Source organism: Coleofasciculus sp. C1-SOL-03 (assembly GCF_040220555.1).
Classification (GTDB): domain Bacteria; phylum Cyanobacteriota; class Cyanobacteriia; order Cyanobacteriales; family Coleofasciculaceae; genus Coleofasciculus.
In genome coordinates this window covers 15,291-35,554 of the sequence record NZ_JAVJUO010000136.1, presented here as the reverse complement: position 1 = coordinate 35,554, position 20,264 = coordinate 15,291, and the positions used below count along the sequence as shown (strand labels likewise).

The window sequence follows — 20,264 nt, the reverse complement described above, 5'->3', positions numbered from 1 at the left end:
CTAAACCCGCCCCTACAATTGTGCCTAAACCCGCCCCTACAATTGTGCCTAAACCCGCCCCTACAATTGTGCCTAAACCCGCCCCTACAATTGTGCCTAAACCCGCCCCTACGATATGAACACTAAATCAAAGATTATTCCTCTGTTTCCGGTGATTTTAAATATAAGGGGGATGTGACATCTGGAGAGGATTCAGGAATAACTCTTTCCCACCATCCTGTTCCTTCAATACTGGCAGATACCACACCAGCAACTATACCAACTACGCCTAAAATCCCGACAACCATCGCCCAACGGGATTTTTTGGCTAATCCAGAGATTATACCACCTTGGTGGAGTCCCAACAAGTTTAACCAATCCAACACCGACTTGGGACGCGCTTCGGGTTCGAGTTTCATTCCCGCTAGAATGGCTTTATTGACACGTTGAGAAATTTGCGGATTAATCTGTTTTGGGGGAATTAAATCCGCCTTACCCTTTTGGCGATCGCTAGAGGTGGCGGGTAGCTTCCCGGTTAAGAGAACATACAAGGTTGCGGCTAGAGAATAAACATCCGTACAGGTTCCGCGCGATCGCGTCTTCGACTGAAGTTCAATCGGGGCAAACACTTCATCTTGCCATCCCCCGGTTACGGGATACTCAAATTTCCCGCCCAAGTCAAAATCAATCAGTACCGCCTGATATTGACCCGTCCGCACCATAATATTGGCAGGTTTGACATTCCGATGCAGCAATCCTTGCTGATGGGCGGCGATTAACGCTTCCCCCATCTGCTGGATATAACTCAATGCTTCTTTTTCGGGTAACACTCGTTGAGACAGTTTCCCTAGACTCTTTCCCCGAATGTACTCCATCGCCAGACAGAAAAACTGTCCTTCGACGAACGTCTTGTACACCTTGACCACATAAGGATGCTTACAGCCTTCCAGCCGCCGCGCTTCATTGACAAACTTACATTTGAGACTTTCCCGACGTAAAGAAGTTAGCTGTTTGAGTCGATCCTCATTCAGCGTTTTGATCACCAGTTCGTTTCCTTGTGCATCTGTCGCTAGGTAGGTAATACTGAAACCCGCTTTGCCTAACGTCTTCTTAATGGTGTATTGACCATTGTGTAGTTTCTGCCCTATTGTCCACGCCATCGCCTGTGCATTTAAACCCTTTGTTCTTATTTTGGCAGATTTGTCATTTGTCAGGGAACAGGGAACAGGGAACAGGGAATAGGGAATAGTGAACAGGGAACAGGTAAGCGTTTTGAGTTAACTTCCCCATCTTCCCCATCTTCCCCATCTTCCCCATCTTCCCCATCTTCCCCATCTTCCCCATCTCCCTCATCTCCCCCATCCCTACTCCACCAAGGGAATCGCCACGATAAACTGGGTTCCCTTTCCCTCCTGGGAAATACAGCGGATTTGACCCTGATGCTTTTCCACGACGATATTATGGGCGATGGATAACCCTAACCCTGTCCCTTTCCCCGTAGGTTTGGTGGTAAAGAAGGGATCAAATAAGTGATCCTGAGTCGCTTGTGGCATTCCCGGTCCATTATCGGCAATGGTAATCACCGCCCACGGCGTCTGAGACGCGCGATCGCACTCTAACCCCATCCCCGGCTTCTGCCAATCCTCGCCCCTTTGTACGGCTGTAGAAATCGTAATTTGTCGCGGTTCCGGCTGATTTTCAAAGGCGTCAATTGCATTGGCAATCAGATTCATAAAGACTTGATTAAGCTGACTGCCATAACACATCACAGGTGGCAGATCCCCGTAATTTTTAATCACCTGAATTTCCGGGCGTTCCGCTTTGGCTTTTAAGCGATTGTGCAGAATCAATAAGGTACTGTCTAACCCTTGATGAATATCAACCCGTTGCATCTGTTGCTCATCCAGACGCGAGAAGTTCCGCAACGACAGCACAATATCTCGGATGCGGTTGGCTCCAATTTGCATAGACGATACCATTTTGGGTAAATCTTCCACAATAAACTCGATATCGTCTTCCTCAACAACGGCTGCAATCTCCGGTATTTCCACCGGACAATGTTTCTGGTAAAGTGCCAAAACCTGCAACACGTTGTTAACATACTCACGAGTATGTACCAGATTGCCGTAAATAAAATTGACCGGATTATTAATTTCGTGAGCAATTCCAGCCAGCAGTTGACCCACGCTGGACATTTTTTCGCTTTGAATCAGTTGACTCTGGGTTTGTTTAAGCTGCTCCAATGCCTCTTCGAGTTGTTGAGCCTGTTGTCGTGCCTTCAGTTCCGATTGTTGCAAGGCTTCCTCGACCTGCTTGCGCTCGGTGATATCAAAGCGAATCGCTAAATATTGGTAGATTTCTCCCTGTTCATCCAAAAAAGGAACAACAGTAGTATCCACCCAATAATAGGTTCCGTCTTTAGCTTTATTTTTGATTTCGCCTTTCCAGACTTTGCCCGATGCGATCGTCGTCCAAAATTCCTTAAAAAATGCTGGCGGATGATGACCCGATTTGATCAGGCGATGGGTTTTGCCAATTAACTCTTCTCGACGATATTGTGATATTTCGCAAAATTTATCATTGACATAGTGAATCACGCCCTGTTTATCGGTAAGCGCCACAATTGCGGCTCGATCTAACGCAAATTCTAAATCGGATAATTCCTTAAGCGTTCGCTCCAAATTCCTATTCACAAAGTTTTGCTGCCCAATCCCTAGATTCGCTAAAGTCTCTATACCTACAGCGTCTTTGAATCCTGTATTTATCCGTCCATTGGTTTGATAATTATAGGAACTCTCTTGCTGATGAAGCTTTTTGGCTGTCATTTTAGCTTTCCCTTTACTTAACTAAATATATTTAGGTTCACAGCTTAACCGCCACGTTTATAATATTTTAGGCGTTTGCCAATCCGTAAGGTGTGATTTACTTCACCAATTGGGGATATTTATCGTAAAAAAAATCGAGCATATTTGAGTTTTGTATCAAATAGTATGAGATTTATTACAAACCGTTTTCAAACTTAATCTTTCCTTAAAATTTAATCAATGTTCCGGATTGCTGATTCATCGTTCAAGCTCTAATTTAATTTTTTCTCCCCCGGCTCCCAGACGTGCCATGGCACGTCTCTACATTGGCTCCCCCAGCTCCCCCAGCTCCCCCAGCTTCCCCAGCTTCCCGGTGTCTCGGCTATTTGACTTTGGGACGAAACTCTGGATTAGGCGCGTATCCTGGTAAAATTTGTAGAAAGGCAGACACTATTGCATCATGCCTATAGCATCGGATTGATGGATTAGGTCAATTCTGTCCCACATTGCTGCAATTCATAATTGAGCAATAATACTTACTGTCTGTTTTGAGAAGAGGAGAACTACTGTGAAGAAAATTCTGTCCATCATTTTACTTGCCGTCGCTGTGTTTGGTTTGGCATTCAGCCGTCCGGCTCTAGCTGCTGATACGGTAAATGGCGCCAAAATTTTTGCTGCCAACTGTGCTGCTTGCCATATAGGGGGCAACAACATTGTTATGGCACAGAAGACCCTGAAAAAGGATGCCTTGGAGAAGTATGGCATGGACTCCATCGAGAAAATTGTCTACCAAGCCAAAAATGGCAAAGGGGCTATGCCTGCCTTTATTGGACGCTTAAAGGATTCTGAGATTGAAGACGTTGCGGCTTATGTGTTAGAGCAAGCTGAAAAGGGCTGGTAATTCAGATCCGTCACCCTGTAGAGACGTAGCATGCTACGTCTCTACAATGTTGGTTGGTTGTTTGGGGTGGGTTAATTCTTGGGAGCAGGGCGGGTTTATTCACATCTGTTGTCAGGAAACATAAGATCAATGATCATAGTCAAACCTGCCCCTACTGATACCAAATCCTGGTTAACTACCCCCTTTATGGGTGCTAAATGGGGTGTAGGGTGTGGGGAATAGCAGCCAAGGAATAAAGGGGGTGACAAAGTCGGGCGTTTAAGTTTACACCAATGGCGCCCCTACAAGTCTTCAAAAAACCAATTTTCCTTTAACACATCTTCACTCGATGCGGGAGGAGCTTCTGGGAAAAATTGTATGGGTTTATCCATTAAACGCGCTATGACTTTTTTGGCATCCTGATACGTGTTAGGGAAAATTTCTACTAAGTAGGGTTTTAAACTGGGACTATCTGACAATTCATCTCGAATCTGTTGCCGAAATGTAGTAATTTCGGATTTCCACTTATTTTTATTGTATTCTTTTTCTGATTCCCAGTAACGCAGCTTGAGCAAGTGTTCCCAAAGTCGGGTCAAGAGACTTTTAACCGCTCTTCTGTTATTTTTTCCCATGCTTTCCAATTCATCCAATAAATTTTCCCAATCAACATGGGTAAATTCTCTGGAGCGGAGTTGTTGTATCGTTGTCTCTAGCCAGAGGTGATAATCTTTATTGTATAAGGTTGAGGTATTTTGCTCTGTTGATGTTTTCATCAGCTTTTGGCAATTATTGGGAAGGGGCGATATTAGTGGTAGAGACGTAGTATACTACGTCTCTACATAAATATTAAACTATAGGCGCTGGGCGCGGGCGCAAAGCGTTGCGCCCCTACCTTCCCTACGGCTAACCACCAAGGGCGCTGGCACCGCCAACGACTTCCAGAATTTCCTGAGTAATGGAAGCTTGTCGCGCTTTGTTGTAAGACAGACTCAGCGTGCCAATCAATTCACTAGCATTATCACTGGCGTTGTTCATCGCTGTCATCCGGGCAGCTAATTCGCTAGCAGCTGCCTCTTGTAATGCCCGCAATAACTGGTTGTTTAAATACAACGGTAGTAAGGCATCCAAAATTTGTACCGGATCTTGTTCAAAGATCATGTCACGCGGTAAGGGACGACTTTCCGTTGTCACCTTTTCCCGTTCCACCTCAAATTCACCACCGCGAGTGGTGAGGCGGAAGATTTCATCATCTTGTGCCTCTAATCCTTGGGCGGTTAAAGGTAATAAGGTTTGTACCACCGGGCGAGAACTAATTAAGGAGACAAACTTGGTATAAACCAGTTCAACCCGATCCACGGTGTTCGATAAAAACAATGACAGCAATTCATCGGCAATCATTGAGGCTTCGGTGGAGGTGGGGATTTGTTCTAAGCCTGTGTATTTGGCGTCAATCGGCTGATCACGGCGCTCAAAATACTGGATCGCTTTGCGTCCAATTAAGACATATTTGTAGTCAATGCCTTCTTTCTGGAGTTCCTTGGCGCGGTTTTCGGCACGGCGAATCACGTTGGTATTGTAACCGCCACACAAACCCCGATCGCCCGACACGACCAGTAAGCCAACGGACTTGACCTCCCGTTGTTTGAGCAAGGGTAAGTCGGCATCTTCAAACCGGAGACGGTTCTGCAAGCCATAGAGGACTTGCGCCAAGCGATCAGCAAAGGGACGAGTGGATGTCACCTGTTCTTGGGCGCGACGCACCTTCGCCGCTGCCACCAGACGCATCGCTTCGGTAATTTTCTGAGTATTTTTGACGGATTTTATGCGATCGCGAATCGCTTTTAAATTAGGCATAGTCTGTTCATTGTTAAATCTTGATTGTCCATGGTTCAGGGCTGGTTACCCATGAACCATGAACGATGAACCCATTACGCAGAGACTAAAAATGTCTGCTTGTACTCAGCCAGGGCTTCCTTGAGCAGTTTTTCGGCGTCTTCGGTGAGGACTTTCTTATCCTTGATAATCCCAGCAAACTCTGGCTTGTTGGTTTTCAAGTACTCCCGCAGCCCTTTGGTAAAGGCGGTGACTTTTTCCACCTCAATGTCATCTAAGTAGCCATTGATCCCCGCGTAGACAATCGCGACTTGCTCATACACCGATAAGGGGGAGTATTGGGGTTGCTTGAGCAGTTCCCGTAACCGTGCGCCCCGTGCCAATTGGTCTTGGGTGGCTTTGTCTAAGTCTGAGGCAAACTGGGCGAAGGCTTGCAGGTCATCAAACTGTGCCAAGTCCAGTTTCATTTTACCTGCCACTTTTTTAATGGCTTTGGTTTGAGCTGCAGAACCCACCCGTGATACGGAAATACCAGGGTTAATTGCCGGACGTAGACCGGAGTTAAACAAGTCAGCCGACAAGAAGATCTGACCGTCAGTGATGGAAATTACGTTGGTGGGAATATAGGCAGATACGTCACCCGCTTGGGTCTCAATAATCGGCAGCGCTGTCATACTACCGCCCCCTAAGTCATCATTCAACTTAGCCGCCCGTTCCAACAAGCGGGAGTGGAGATAGAATACATCCCCAGGATAGGCTTCCCGACCCGGTGGACGACGTAGCAGCAGGGACATCTGGCGATAGGCTTGGGCTTGCTTGGACAGGTCATCATAGATAACCAGCGTAGCTTTGCCGTTATACATAAAGTATTCGGCGATCGTGGCTCCGGTATAGGGTGCCAGATATTGCAAGGTCGCAGGGTCACTGGCGTTAGCGGCAACGATAACCGTGTAATCTAATGCCCCTCTCTCTTCCAGCGCATTGACCACTTGAGCCACGGTGGATGCCTTTTGACCCACGGCGACGTAGACACAGATCACGTCTTCTTCTTTCTGGTTGAGAATCGTATCAATTGCGATCGCGGTTTTTCCGGTTTGGCGATCGCCAATAATTAACTCCCGTTGTCCGCGTCCCACGGGAATCATTGCGTCAATTGCGGTAATCCCGGTTTGCAGGGGTTCATACACAGAACGTCGGGCAATAATACCGGGTGCTGAGGATTCAATGAGACGAGATTCGCCCGTTTGAATCTCTCCCTTACCATCAATGGGTCGCGCTAAGGCATCGACAACCCGACCAATTAGTGCCTCACCGACGGGAACCTGAGCGATTTTTCCGGTTGCGGTGACAGAACTTCCTTCCTGAATGTCGCGCCCTTCTCCCATGAGTACGGCACCAACATTATCTTCTTCCAGGTTCAGGGCGATGCCAATTGTACCATCTTCAAACTCGACCAGTTCCCCAGCCATGCACTTGTCTAAGCCATAGATCCGGGCAATACCGTCACCCACTTGCAAAACGGTACCAACGTTAGAGACTTTGACCTCTTGGTCGTATTGTTCAATTTGCTGACGAATAATGCTGCTAATTTCGTCGGGTCTAATGCTTACCATTAAACTAATCCCTCTACTTTTTTGTCATTGGTCTTATGTCATTGGTCATTCGTCATACTCACTTACCTTGAGCAGCAAGCTAAGTCATTTGTCTAGGTCATCATTACTTTTAACCGTTGACTTCTGACTACTTATGACGTCTGACTGGTTAAGTCGAACGACTCAAGCTCACACCAATACGACGCAGTTGTCCGCGCAGACTGGCATCAACCACTTGAGACCCTACTTTAATAATTACACCACCGAGTAAATCGGCGTCGATCTGGGTTTCGATGTCTACATCTTGAGCATTGGTCATGCTGAGAACTTTCTGACGCACCGCCTGCTTTTGGTCGTCGTTGAGTTCAACTGTAGAGATGACTTGAGCTAAAACCGCTTGTTTTAACTCTCGCAACAGGGCTTGATACTGCCTACAAATGTCTGCCAAAAACAGAATCCGCCGTCTATCCACGAGAATCTTTAAAAAATTCACCATGTAGGGGTGAATTTGCTCACCACTGAGTTGTTCTAAGACGGCTTTTTTGTCCTCGGCTTTGATAATCGGATTGCCTAAAAATTGCTGCAATTCCTCTGATTCGTTTAACGTATCGAGCAATGCGGCAACATCTTCACCGAATTTATCCACGAGGTTATGTTCTTGAGCCACAGCCATCAACGCCTCTGCATAGGGCTCAACGACTTCAGCACTAAATGAACTTCCTTTCATAATTATCTGGCTCCTACTCGCTCGATGCTGCGGTCAACTAAGGTATGCTGTGCTGAGTCATCTAACTGACTTTTGAGTTGCGACTCCACACGCTCCATTGCTAGAGCAACCACTTGCTGGCGAAGTTGGGCGATCGCCCGTTCCCGTTCTGTGTTTAAATCCTGAACGGCTGACGCTTTCATCCGTTCCACATCTTTAGCCGACGCTGCCAAAATTGATTCTCTAGCGGCGTTGGCATTTTCTTCTGCCTTTGCCCGAATTTTTTCAGCTTCCGCTTGCGCTTGTGCCAGTTTTTGCTGGGCATCTGCTAAGGCGGCGGCGGCGTCTTTCTGCTGCTTTTCGGCATCGCTAATGGATTCTTCAATACTGGAACGTCGCTCAGATAGGGTATTCCCTAAAAATGATCGCCCAAAGTAAATCAGTACCCCGATAATAATCACCAAGTTAATTACATTGGTGTCTAATATATCGAGGTTGAGACCAAATCCTCCTTCGGCGGTAGCTAAAATTGAAAAACTACCCATAATAGCCATATACACCTGCTTTAATTGAGAACTGCTATGCGGCTTTACCGCTAACGCTGGGTAACGTTTAAATAGGCTGGACTATTTTTCCGGCGTTATTTCTGATCACACCATCGACAAAAGACAAGGGTTTAACCTCTAGCAAACCCCTGCTTCGCTACCCTGATCAAGCCGACGTTACTTAACCAACTCTGAACCGACAAGTTTTTCCAGAATCTGACGCGACAGCGAATCCACTTCTTGTTCTAAGGATGCCATCGCTTCAGCTTTTTGTTGGTCAATCTCTTTTTGAGCTTGCTCCCGTTGTGCCTGGGCTTCCGCTTGAGCTTGAGCCATTTTATCAGCCGCTATTTTCTGAGCATCAGCTGTAGCCGCGGCAATAGTCTCTTGTGACTTGCGACGAGTGTCTGCTAGTTCTTGCTCATACTGTTTAGCCAGATTCTGAGCTTTTTCTAACCGTTCCCGTGCTTCTAATCGGTTCTGGCGGATGTAGTCATCTCGTCCATCAATGGCTTTACTGAGTGGCTTGTAAAACACCACATTCAAGACTGCCACCAAAATTAAAAATTGCAATGCCATCAAAGGTAGGGTGGCATCAAAATCAAATAACCCCCCTTCTGTGGCTGCCTCTTCTGCTGCTTCAACAGCAAGTAAAATTGTCCAATGTATCATGATGTTCTGGTAATCCCACAGCGCACAAAATCGTTAGCTTTTCAGTTGGGATGGGATAGCGTTGTCGATTTCAATAGCCGCTACGAAAAACTTATTCAAAGTCAACCCAATTTAGGTAACTTTGATGTTCACTTCCTGCTCCCGAATGGCAGCGACGGCGCTTAACCAGTCCACAGGCTAACACCACCTAGCTGGCGGCTTATGGATCGAAGAAAAAATCTTCTATCTTTTATATGTGTGAGACCTTCATGTCAACAGCATTCAGACCTCAGTCATTGGGGTCTGAATGCTCTGGTTACATTAAGCCTTACGAGAAGGGGTTAGCGAATAATAAGACGAGAGAAACCACCAGACCGTAAATTGTCAGCGCTTCCATGAATGCCAAACTCAGGAGTAAAGTACCCCGAATTTTTCCTTCAGCTTCAGGCTGACGGGCAATCCCTTCTACGGCTTGTCCTGCCGCATTACCTTGACCGATTCCTGGACCAATTGCCGCTAAACCAACAGCTAAAGCAGCAGCAACAACAGATGCAGCAGAAATTAATGGGTCCATGATTTTTTTCCTCGCTTTTGACTTTTGACTAAATAACAAACAAACGTGCGTGAAATGCTTACCCTAAACTAATTCGCTAGACACAGCCGAATTCTTTGATTGTTCATCAGACGGAAGGGGCAAATCTTCATCACTAGCCTCAAATCGCTAATGATGGTCTTCCATCGCCTCCCCGATATAAGCCGCTGCCAGGGTAGCAAAGATCAGCGCCTGAATCGCACTGGTAAATAAACCCAATGCCATCACCGGGAGAGGTACGAACAGGGGAACCAACAGCACCAATACTGCCACCACCAGTTCATCTGCCAAAATGTTGCCAAACAGACGGAAACTGAGGGAGAGAGGTTTGGTAAAATCTTCCAGAACCTTAAACGGCAGCAGGATGGGAGTTGGTTGGGCATAACCAGCAAAATACCCCAAGCCCTTCTTGCTCAGACCCGCGTAAAAATACGCTAAGGAGGTCAGCAGCGCAAACGCCACTGTAGTATTAATATCACTGGTTGGTGCCGCTAATTCACCTTCGGGCAGCTCAATCAGCTTCCAGGGAACAAGTGCCCCAGACCAATTTGCCACAAAAATGAACAAAAATAACGTTCCGACAAACGGCACCCAGGGACGATACTCCTTCTCCCCGATCTGATTTTTGGCTATATCCCGCAGAAATTCCAGGGCATACTCCATAAAATTTTGGAGACCACTGGGAACTCGCTGAATGTTACGAGTAGCAGCAATCGAGGCAATAATCAGAATGGCAATCACGATCCAGGAGGTAATAAACACCTGACCATGAACCTTTAAATTACCGATATGCCAATACAGATGCTGACCAACTTCTAATTCAGCAAGGGGGAAAGCATTATAGAACGCCAAACCATCTATCATTTCCATCCGGAGATTTCCCCAGCTATCTTCTATCCTTTGGTTGAAACGACTACACAGATACTATTGGCAATTGTCTATCGAACAATTGCTGAGTCTGTTTCCTGCTTCATCCAAAGGAGTTGTCTCCTTTGTCCACAGGCGTTAAGTTCGGGTGTAGCCCACCCTACTGTTTGGATGCGTTGGCTGCGCTGACAACAGGCACTTACTTCGACGTAGGCAACAAGGTGCTTTGCAGCATATAAGCGATGACTGCCGCTTTATACGTCAGAAATCCTAAAAATATGGGCAGAATGCGTAAACTCTGCCATTGACTGGCAACGACTAATAGCCCAATCAATAAAGCCAACCGAGTCGAACTCGGACGTCTCTTTTGGGCACCTAACCGCTCAACGTCTTTCGCCAACATTCTCAAGTAAACCACACCAACGCACGCCCCGATCAAATAATTCAAGGCGATGTTGAGGGAGTAAAAAATCCAGACAGAGACAAAAATTACCCCTGTCATTGCCAGAGTGACTGACAACAACGTTTGTTTAAGTTGGTAGTACTCTTGCATTGAGGAATTTTCAGGGGAAGTCTGAGAACTCCCTGGCGGACTTTCCTCCAGTGTGGGCTTAGGTTGTACAGAGTTGTCTGACAAGTTCACAGGCAGCAGCAAACGCTAGTCCATCAAAATTGGCTGGATCGCATCTAGCCATAGGCGATCATACCACGCACCAGTAACATTACTTAAAACATTTTTAATCGTTATTAGTCATTGGTCATTGGTCATTGGTCATTGGTCATTGGTCATTGGTCCTTTCCTTGCCCATCTCCCCCTACATAAGAAATGGGGTTTGGAGACCAAACCCCTACAACCCCATCTCCCTCATCTTCCCTATCTCCCAAATCCCCCCCCCATTCTCCTTTCCCTACAATAGATGTAGACCGTTACATAAGATCTACCCAAATCTGTCCACTTATGGACACATCTGGAACTTACTTCCTGCTTCACTCTGGCGGTGTCGGCACCTTCCCAGTCCACAGGCTAACACCACCTAACTGGCGGCTATCTCTCTCACCTACCTAGCTGTGGTTTTTGGCTGGATAGGTATACCAATAAAGTATACATACTCTTAGCAGACCCATTCTCTCAGAACAAATCTCTACCCAATTTTGGGCAATAATGGGTAAAGGTTTCCAGCCTTTTGGTTACAGCTAATCACCCTTCAGGATTCAAATCGTAATGCCAAAACTCGCCTACCTCGACTGTCAGAGTGGAATTGCTGGTGATATGTGCTTGGGGGCACTCGTGGCAACAGGAGTGCCGTTAGAGTATTTAAGTGAAAAGTTAAAAGGGCTAGGAATTGATAATGAGTATCGGTTAGGGTTCCAATCAGTTCACCGCCAAGGTCAATTAGCCACTAAAGTCCATGTGAATTTGCTCCATCAAACGGATCACCATGATCACGCTGAACCGTCAGACCATGAGCATAGCCGACACCTGGCAGATATTGAACACCTGATTACCACCGCTGGACTACCCTCACAAGTCGTTGATTGGAGTTTGGCAATCTTTCGCAACTTAGCAGAGGCAGAAGGGGCTGTTCACGGGATGGCACCCGAAGCCGTGCATTTCCATGAAGTGGGCGCGACAGATGCCTTAGTGGATATTGTCGGTACGTGTTTAGGGTTGGATTGGTTGGGTATTGACCGACTCTACTGTTCTCCCTTACCCACAGGCGGTGGTACAGTACAAGCTGCCCATGGTCGATTGCCTGTTCCGGTTCCGGCCGTTTTGAAATTGTGGGAATCTCGGCAAGTCCCTATTTATAGTAACGGCATCGATCGCGAATTGGTCACGCCCACGGGTGCAGCGATTGCTGTCACTCTTGCTACTCAATTTGGACCGCCTCCGGCGATGATTATTCATAAGATTGGTCATGGTGCGGGAACCAGTGAATTAGCGATTCCGAATATCCTGCGACTCTGGATTGGAGAAGCCTCCGAGTTTGGTATTCAGCTTCAGGGAGGAGATACAGCTAATCTCATCAATGAGAACCCTTGCCAAGAAACCGTTTGTGTGATAGAAACCCAAATTGATGACTTAAATCCCCAAGTGATTGGGTATGTCTTCGAGGTGCTATTTAATGCTGGGGCGTTGGATGTATTTACCCAAGCCATTGGCATGAAAAAATCTCGTCCTGGGATATTACTCACAGTGATTTGCCCACCGGAAAAATTAACCGTTTGTGAAGATATTTTATTTAGGGAAACCACAACCCTGGGTATTCGCCACTTTACTCAGCAACGCACAATTCTACAACGGGCAATCGAGCGAGTCGAGACGAAGTATGGAGTGGTGCGGGTAAAGGTGGCTAGTCGCGCCTCAGGAGTACAAAACGCCATCGCCAACGTCCAACCTGAATATGAAGACTGTGCCGCGATCGCACGAGACTATAATTTATCGTGGCGGGAGGTACATCAACTAGCACTCGATGCCTGGTATCGTGCCAATAATCCACCATTGACCTAAGTCAGGGGTGTCGGGTGTCGGGTGTCGGGTGTCGGGTGTGGGGAAGATGGGGGAGCTGGGGGAGCTGGGGGAGCTGGGGGAGTAAACGAATGACGAATGACAAATGACGAATGACAATCTCCACCGTTAACTTTTATTGTGTCCACCTACTTAACTCAAATGGGATTGCTCTGTTCTTGGTAAACATCAAGATTTAATTGATTGTTTTGTTGCGATCGCACGTATCCAATCGACGACATTTGCGATTAGCTGATTTGATACAAAATAGTCTAGGAAAATGGGGTCAATGTATTTGTAGGTAGTGATACAAATCCTATCCTCAAACTCGATCAATTCTGTAATAAATGTATCCCTGTAGGGGCAACGCAAGGTGTTAACTTAAGCCACAACCCCCTCACCCCCAGCCCCTCTCCCACCAGGGGAGAGGGGGGCAATAAAGGTGTTATATTCCAGACATAGCCAGCTACATTCACCAAGAGAAGCTTATAATAATCCCAATATAATAATCTGAAATAATGAAAGCCTTTATTAGTCATAGCAGTATCGATAAACCCTTCGTTGAGCGTCTGGCAACGGATTTACGCACCCGCGAAGGGATTGATGCTTGGTTGGATAAATGGGAGATTCTCCCCGGTAATAGAATACCCGATAAACTTGAAGAAGGGTTAGCCAATGCAGGTATTCTGGTTCTGGTTCTCTCCCCCGATAGTGTCAACTCCCAGTGGGTGAGTTATGAGAAAGATGCATGGCTGATGGCACAAGTTGAGGAGGAAAAACGGGCGAAACTTGAGTCACGGACTCCCAGCCGCCGCCTCATTCCGGTTCTTTATAAAGATTGCCAAAAGCCGTTTTTTCTCCAATCTTTTCTCCACGTTAGTATTAATGACGACAACTATGAGCAGGGATTTCAACAACTAATCCGAGGGATGCGGGGGGAGTCAGGAAAGCCGCCGCTTAAGGGTGAGACGACGCCTGCGCCTGTTTCGGCTTCACCCCCAGCCCAGGTGTCATCCGGTGTTGCACCGAGAATTCTGGCGTTTAAGCTGCTCAAATGCCTGCTTCCGGCTCAGTTTGATGAGGTGATTTTCTACTATGAGGTGGATGAGTCGCAACTGCCAATGAATGTGGCACAGGTGCAAAAAGCCAAGGAGATTATTAAATTGGCGAGTCAAAAAGACGGCGAGTCGCTGTCAGGACTGCTAGACTCGATTTATCAAGCGGCTCCACATTTGAAGAGGTAGGGTGAGTCATGTCCGGTTGAATACTTAGGACTTACGAATAGTCTCTATCTGTAGGGTGTGTTAGCGTAGCGTAACGCACCATTTCAACGATAGATAGATGGTGTAGCTGCGTAAGTTCTAATACTTACAGTTGGGTAGTGCTGTCTATAGCAGAATCTGTCAGGGCTCGCGTCAGGAACTCTAGCCAGTAGTGGGCTGACACAACTAAAATTGTGGAAGAGATTTGACGGTGAAATTGGGCGGACATTGGTTGGGTAAAAGGGCGCACGCCGTGCGCCCCTACAAATGACATCATAGAAGGTAAGTTGGTATCAGGTGGATAGGGTTGAATGGAGGGTCGAGGCGAACTACTACAGCGTCTGAAAAGGCTGAATCCGGCTCAATTTGAGGAAGTGCTGTTCCGGTTGGGAATTGACCCGGCGATTATTCCTAGCCCGTTTGCTGAACAATCGCTGCGAGCTATCCGAGTTATTCAACGGCTGGAGCAAGAGTCAGAGGGAGTTGAACGCCTCAATCAAATCCTGGCTGAATCGGCTATTTCGATTATTGGTGAGCAATATATCGGCTACGAGATAGAAGCTCAAGTTAAGGGAATTGTTCATGAGTATCTCCAGCAGCCCTTTGAAGGGCGGGAGGATGAGCAGCGTCAGCTTGATGAGTTTGTGCAGCACAATTCTAGGGGGGTGCTGTTAGTAACGGGTGCGGCGGGTTTTGGCAAATCGGCTCTGTTGTCTCATTGGCAACAAACCCAGCAGGAAGATTGTTTCATCGCCTATCACTGCTTTAGTTATCGTTACCAGAAAACGCGCTCCGTGTCTGAAGCCTATCGCCATCTGCTCAAACAACTCTATCTGTATCACAACATTAGGAATGGGCAGTTTCCTAATGAGCCAAATCGGATGCGGGATATCCTGGTGGGGATGCTGGAGAAACCTGTCTCGCCAGAGGGTAAGCGTCTGGTGATTGTGTTGGATGGGTTGGATGAGGCGTCAGAAACGTTGGAGCCGTTTTTTACCAGGCTTCCGGATGGCGTGTTTGTGATTGCTTCAGCACGCGCTGAGTCAGAGGATGAGCCGGAATACCTGCGGAATTGGACAGATAATGCTCAGAGATTGTATCTGAAGCGGTTACGCCGTGAAGCAATTCCCAAGTGGCTAGGGCAAATTAGGGAGTTGGTGACGTATAGCCAGAATCAGGATTTTGTTCAACGGCTGGATGAGATAACTGGAGGATTCCCGCTTTACCTGCGTTATCTGATTGATGAATTGAGACAGGCGGCAATAAAGCGTCAGGATGTGCAGGGGGTACTCCGGAATAGTCCCGGTGGGTTCAAAGCTTATGTGAAAGAACAGTTTCGCCAACTTGCCCAAGTTGAGGAGATTAAGCGACAACGGGAAGTGCGGGAGTTGTTTGCCTTGCTGTCAGTGGCGTTGGGAGCGTTATCCGAGGATGATATTGAAGAGTTGACTGAGTTGAATGCCTGGGATTTAGCCGATTTACCCTGGCAGGCGACACGGTGGTTTAGTATTCAAACGGGTTGTTATAGTTTTGCTCACCCCTTACTCGCCCAGGAGTTTAAAGGGGCGCTGGGGCGTCAGGCTGGTTTGGCGGAAAATAAGTTAATTGACTACTGTGCCAAATGGCAGGAACTGGAGCGTTCGGATTATGGATTACGATATTATGCCGAACATTTGGGATTGGCAAAGCGGTGGCAGGAATTGTATGAATTGGCTCGTAATCAGGAATATGTCACCGCTCAACGGCAGCATTTACCGGAACAGCCGGATTTGCCTCTAAAGACGGTGCAGATAGCGTTGTCAGGTGCAGCCGAAACCGATGATGCAGGTGGGATGGCAGAGTTTCTGCTGGTACACGCAGAGCGAGTGATGCAAATTGCTCAAGAGTCACCTCTGGATATATTGCGATTAGGTAGTATCGATGGAGCCTTGGCATTGGCGGAGAAGTTTGAACCGGAACGCTGTGTTCTGTGGTATCTGCTGCTGGCATGGGAGTTGGCAAAAGATGCCAGCCAGGATGGGGAGAAAAGGGAACAAGCGCGGGAAATATTGGAGCGATTACAGCAGAAGAATTTGCCCCGTTTGTCAGAATCTTGGATGAAGGATTTTGCTGTTTACTGGCTGACGTATCTATTGACAGCAACAAAAGGGTCGTTTACGGGGCTGTCAAAGCGAATTTTAGGTGATGATAGTCTCGCCAATCTGTGCCAGAACCTGGTCGAAGCGAGTAACTTCAGCGCCGCCATCCACACCGCACAGCAAATTAAGGATTCCTACCGTCGGGCAAAGGCGCTGGTTGAGATTGCCAAAGCACAGGCACAGGCAGGAAACTTCACCGCCGCTATCCACACCGCACAGCAAATTGAGTATTTCTACTTCCGGGCAAAGGCGCTGGTTGAGATTGCCAAAGCACAGCCAACAGCAGAAAATTTCACCGCCGCTATCCACACCGCACAGCAAATTGAGTATTCCGACAAACGGGAATTGGCGCTGGTTGAGATTGCCAAAGCACAGGCACAGGCAGAAAACTTTACCGCCGCCATCCACACCGCCCAGCAAATTGATCCTTATTCCGAAGATCAGCAAAAGGCGCTGGTTGAGATTGCTAAAGCCCAGGCACAGGCAGGAAACTTCACCGCCGCCATCCACACCGCACAGCAAATTGATGATTATTTCGACGATTGGTCATGGTGGCGGCTTAAGCGGGAATTGACGAGGTTTAGGGAGGACTACCGGGCAGAGGCACTGCTTGAGATTGCTAAAGCCCAGGCACAGGCAGAAAACTTCACCGCCGCTATCCACACCGCACAGCAAATTGAGTATTTCTACTTCCGGGCAAAGGCGCTGCTTGAGATTGCCAAAGCACAGCCAACAGCAGAAAATTTCACCGCCGCCATCCACACCGCTCAGCAAATTAAGGATTCCGACAAACGGGCAAAGGCGCTGGTTGAGATTGCTAAAGCACAGGCACAGGCAGAAAACTTCACCGCCGCCATCCACACCGCTCAGCAAATTGGGGATTCCAAAGACCGGGCAAAGGCGCTGGCTGAGATTGCCAAAGCACAGCCAACAGCAAAAAATTTCACCGCCGCCATCAAAACCGCTCAGCAAATTAAGGATTCCGACAACCGGGAATTGGCGCTGGCTGAGATTGCTAAAGCACAGCCAACACCAGAAAACTTCACCGCCGCCATCCACACCGCACAGCAAATTAAGGATTCCAAAGACCGGGCAAAGGCGCTGGTTGAGATTGCCACAGCACAGGCACAGGCAGAAAACTTCACCGCCGCCATCCACACCGCACAGCTAATTGAGGATTCCTACAAACGGGCAGAGGCGCTGGTTGAGATTGCCAAAGCACAGCCAACAGCAGAAAATTTCACCGCCGCTATCCACACCGCTCAGCAAATTAAGGATTCCTACTTACGGGCAGAGGTGCTGGTTGAGATTGTCCAAGCCCAGGCACAGGCAGAAAATTTCACCGCCGCCATCCACACCGCTCAGCAAATTAAGGATTCCAAAGACCCGGTAGAGGCGATGCTTGAGGGGGATACCTTCGAGGAGTCCTTAAAACTTACCTTAAAACGCCTAAAGTCACTGACTGCTGAGTGTTTAGCTGAGTATTCAAAAGACCAGGAGCAAATTAAGTATTTCTCCGACCGGGCAAAGGCGATGCTTGAGATTGCCAAAGCCCAGCCAACGGCAGAAAACTTCTCCGCCGCCATCCACACCGCACAGCAAATTGAGGATTCCTACGACCGGGCATTGGTGCTGGTTGAGATTGTCAAAGCCCAGGCACAGGCAGAAAAATTCACCGCCGCCATCCACACCGCTCAGCAAATTGGGGATTCCAAAGACCGGGCAAAGGCGATGCTTGAGATTGCTAAAGCACAGCCAACACCAGAAAACTTCACCGCCGCCATCCACACCGCTCAGCAAATTGAGGGTTACTATGATCGGGAATTGGCGCTGCGTGAGGTTGCCAAAGCACAGGTAGAAAACAAATGCATTGAACAGGCACTTTTAACCGCCGAGAAAATTCTCATGAACCGCAATGAACACCTTCCCGATATCGCGGCTACTTCTGTCAAAACAGGCGATAAAGAAAACTTCAAGCGTCTGTTGATTCCCTGTGCTTATTATCTAGATGCCGCCTATAAAATGTGTGGACATCTCGCCCAACTGTATCCAAATCAATTATCAGATATTGCCAAAATTGTCAATACATTTACCTTGAGTTCAACCTAGTGCAAGAAGGCAGGAGGCAGGAGGCAGGAGGCAGAAGGGGAGAAGGCTTATACAATAAGACTTTGCACCTTTTTTAACTGGAGAGTTACTTCCGCCGCGCTGGTCTAGAATCTAGTGAATTCATCAACAAACCAAACTTATGCCCAAACAAGACCCCGCCAAATTAAAAAAAGTCTCAGTCAGCCTCCCGTTTGGCATTGGCGGTGCGGAATGGGAAGCCGATGAAACCGAACGCAAAGCCGCTTGGTCACTCTACGTTGAACTCGTCACTCGCATCACGGTACAATCCCTAGAAGCCGACAAAGGACTGCTGCGAGAAGCGCTCAATTCTCTCTATAGTATGTTTGCAATTACCCGGCAAATCCTCAGAGACGCGGGTCCGGATGTTGGCATATCCTCTAAATCCGTTGGCGGAATTGCGATTGCCGTTCTTAATCAAGGATTGCGCCCATTTCTATCAAAATGGCATCCCTTATTACAAACCTGGGAAGCCCAGAAACCTGCCACAACGAGTCCTAAACAGCATGAGAAAAATTGGTCGTTAGAACCTCAGATGCATGAGGAGTTGTTAATACTGGGAAAGGAGTTACAGCAATATGCTGAGGCGTTGGCGGCGATTGTGGGAGTGGAGGGATGAGGGAGCAGGGGGAGCTGGGGGAGCTGGGGGAGCAGGGGAAGCAGGGGGAGCAGGGGGAGCAGGGGGAGATGGGGGAGATGGGGGAGATGGGGGAGATGGGGAAGATGGGGGACACCTCGGCTTACCTCGGCTTCGCTCGGTAACACGCTCGGTGTGTCAGATGGGGAAGAAAATTAAAGTAGTGTCCTTTAAACTATAGTTAATTGTTGGGTTCGTTGACACTCCTCGCTCTAAAGAGACGAGGATTCTTGGTTCTCCGATCCGCCGTTAGACGACAGGATTGTTCCAATCGCCCAAGAGGGCAGGTCTCCCCAAGCGTAGTTTCCGGCGTGTCCCGCCGTACTTAATCCTTTTTGAAGGATGTTTAGACTGGCTGCGATATCTCTGTCTTCAACGTATCCACAGTTTCCACAAACATGGGTTCGTTGAGATAGAGATTTTTTGACTCGATGGTGACACTTTGGACAATCTTGAGAGGTGTAGTGCGGAGGAACTGCCACTGTCATCTTTGCGTATTTATATCCGAAGTATTCTAGCCATTGTCGAAACGTAGACCAGCCTGCGTCAGAAATAGACTTAGACAAGTGACGATTTCTTACCAACCCTTTGACATTTAAGTCTTCGTAGGCGACCAAATCGTTAGATTGGATAACGGAATATGCAACTCGCTTGCAGTATTCTTTTCGCTGCCTACTTACTCTTAAATGCTTCCGGGCATATCGTTTTCTTGCCTTATGATAATTTTTAGATTGTGGTTTGGCTCCTTTTCGGTACTTCTTAGACTTCTTGCGATTAGCACGCTTGACGTGCTTGAGAATTGAGTTCCGCCGCAAAGCCAAACTCTTTCGCCAATACACGACAATATTTGCTGAGGTCATACTTATCGATACCGTTGTTATCCATCCAGTACCGCAAGCATTTATTTCGGACAAACTGCGCTGTCCGAATTGCCTCATCAATAGCTGCGTATTGAGCCGATTTAGCTTTGATTTTGAACTCAAAGACTATCATGGTCGGCTATCTGGTTACGCTATCTACTGTAGCGTAGAATCCAAAAAGTGTGTTAAGGTCGCAACTAAAGTTGCGGAGGGCTAAACGCCTTGCTCGGTTTCATCCCTCGGATAAATCACGAGGGCTTTCACCATCGCTCATCTGTAAGA

17 protein-coding genes and 1 pseudogene are annotated in these 20,264 nt (G+C 47.6%); 6 read left to right on the top strand and 12 right to left on the bottom strand.

What is annotated here, in order from left to right:
• Positions 1–134 precede the first annotated feature (134 nt).
• A complete protein-coding gene (locus tag RIE73_RS21495) occupies positions 135–1,139 on the bottom strand; it encodes a serine/threonine protein kinase (protein ID WP_446403124.1) in 1,005 nt (334 codons plus the stop codon).
• Between the two features lie 204 nt (positions 1,140–1,343).
• Positions 1,344–2,804: a PAS domain-containing sensor histidine kinase gene (locus RIE73_RS21490; RefSeq protein ID WP_446403123.1), complete on the bottom strand. Its 1,461-nt coding sequence runs from the start codon at positions 2,802–2,804 to the stop codon at positions 1,344–1,346.
• Positions 2,805–3,351: 547 nt separating this feature from the next.
• On the opposite strand from RIE73_RS21490, the gene petJ reads away from it, so the two are divergent.
• The gene (gene petJ, locus RIE73_RS21485; protein WP_446396927.1) at positions 3,352–3,684 is read left to right on the top strand and encodes a cytochrome c6 PetJ; all 333 of its coding nucleotides are present in this window, start codon (positions 3,352–3,354) and stop codon (positions 3,682–3,684) included.
• 281 nt (positions 3,685–3,965) lie between these two features.
• On the opposite strand, the gene RIE73_RS21480 is transcribed toward petJ, so the two are convergent.
• From RIE73_RS21480 to RIE73_RS21440, 9 genes are all read right to left on the bottom strand, one after another.
• Positions 3,966–4,436 carry a DUF29 domain-containing protein gene (locus RIE73_RS21480; protein WP_446403122.1) on the bottom strand — a complete coding sequence of 157 codons (471 nt, stop codon included), beginning with the start codon at positions 4,434–4,436 and terminating at the stop codon, positions 3,966–3,968.
• Between the two features lie 130 nt (positions 4,437–4,566).
• Positions 4,567–5,517: a F0F1 ATP synthase subunit gamma gene (locus RIE73_RS21475; protein WP_446403121.1), complete on the bottom strand. Its 951-nt coding sequence runs from the start codon at positions 5,515–5,517 to the stop codon at positions 4,567–4,569.
• Positions 5,518–5,591: 74 nt separating this feature from the next.
• Positions 5,592–7,109 (bottom strand): F0F1 ATP synthase subunit alpha, encoded by a 1,518-nt coding sequence (gene atpA, locus RIE73_RS21470; protein WP_446403120.1) that lies wholly within the window; start codon positions 7,107–7,109, stop codon positions 5,592–5,594.
• A 148-nt stretch (positions 7,110–7,257) separates the two neighbouring features.
• Positions 7,258–7,815 (bottom strand): ATP synthase F1 subunit delta, encoded by a 558-nt coding sequence (gene atpH, locus RIE73_RS21465; RefSeq protein ID WP_446403119.1) that lies wholly within the window; start codon positions 7,813–7,815, stop codon positions 7,258–7,260.
• A gap of 2 nt (positions 7,816–7,817) precedes the next feature.
• Positions 7,818–8,348, bottom strand: a complete 531-nt coding sequence (locus RIE73_RS21460; protein WP_446403118.1) for a F0F1 ATP synthase subunit B — start codon at positions 8,346–8,348, stop codon at positions 7,818–7,820.
• Between the two features lie 168 nt (positions 8,349–8,516).
• Positions 8,517–9,011: a F0F1 ATP synthase subunit B' gene (locus RIE73_RS21455; protein WP_446403117.1), complete on the bottom strand. Its 495-nt coding sequence runs from the start codon at positions 9,009–9,011 to the stop codon at positions 8,517–8,519.
• Positions 9,012–9,318: 307 nt separating this feature from the next.
• Complete coding sequence (gene atpE, locus RIE73_RS21450; protein ID WP_446403116.1) at positions 9,319–9,564, bottom strand: ATP synthase F0 subunit C; 246 nt, start codon at positions 9,562–9,564, stop codon at positions 9,319–9,321.
• Positions 9,565–9,711: 147 nt separating this feature from the next.
• Positions 9,712–10,452 carry a F0F1 ATP synthase subunit A gene (gene atpB, locus RIE73_RS21445; protein ID WP_446403115.1) on the bottom strand — a complete coding sequence of 247 codons (741 nt, stop codon included), beginning with the start codon at positions 10,450–10,452 and terminating at the stop codon, positions 9,712–9,714.
• Between the two features lie 196 nt (positions 10,453–10,648).
• On the bottom strand, positions 10,649–11,002 hold the full coding sequence (locus tag RIE73_RS21440; RefSeq protein WP_446403114.1) for an ATP synthase subunit I: 354 nt from the start codon (positions 11,000–11,002) through the stop codon (positions 10,649–10,651).
• Positions 11,003–11,671: 669 nt separating this feature from the next.
• Between RIE73_RS21440 and larC the strand changes: the two genes are divergently transcribed.
• The 5 genes from larC (at position 11,672) to RIE73_RS21415 (ending at position 19,303) form a co-directional block, all read left to right on the top strand.
• Positions 11,672–12,961, top strand: coding sequence for a nickel pincer cofactor biosynthesis protein LarC (gene larC / locus RIE73_RS21435; protein WP_446403113.1), 1,290 nt, complete (start codon positions 11,672–11,674; stop codon positions 12,959–12,961).
• A gap of 515 nt (positions 12,962–13,476) precedes the next feature.
• On the top strand, positions 13,477–14,202 hold the full coding sequence (locus tag RIE73_RS21430; RefSeq protein WP_446403112.1) for a toll/interleukin-1 receptor domain-containing protein: 726 nt from the start codon (positions 13,477–13,479) through the stop codon (positions 14,200–14,202).
• Positions 14,203–14,531: 329 nt separating this feature from the next.
• Positions 14,532–18,467 carry an AAA family ATPase gene (locus tag RIE73_RS21425; RefSeq protein ID WP_446403111.1) on the top strand — a complete coding sequence of 1,312 codons (3,936 nt, stop codon included), beginning with the start codon at positions 14,532–14,534 and terminating at the stop codon, positions 18,465–18,467.
• A 139-nt stretch (positions 18,468–18,606) separates the two neighbouring features.
• Positions 18,607–19,104 carry a hypothetical protein gene (locus RIE73_RS21420; RefSeq protein ID WP_446403110.1) on the top strand — a complete coding sequence of 166 codons (498 nt, stop codon included), beginning with the start codon at positions 18,607–18,609 and terminating at the stop codon, positions 19,102–19,104.
• Entirely contained in the window at positions 19,064–19,303 is a 240-nt protein-coding gene (locus tag RIE73_RS21415) for a hypothetical protein (protein WP_446403109.1), read from the top strand. The genes RIE73_RS21420 and RIE73_RS21415 overlap by 41 nt, the downstream gene beginning before the upstream one ends.
• A gap of 31 nt (positions 19,304–19,334) precedes the next feature.
• Here the strand turns inward: RIE73_RS21415 and RIE73_RS21410 are convergent.
• Positions 19,335–20,115: pseudogene (locus RIE73_RS21410) on the bottom strand (RNA-guided endonuclease InsQ/TnpB family protein).
• Positions 20,116–20,264: the final 149 nt, after the last annotated feature.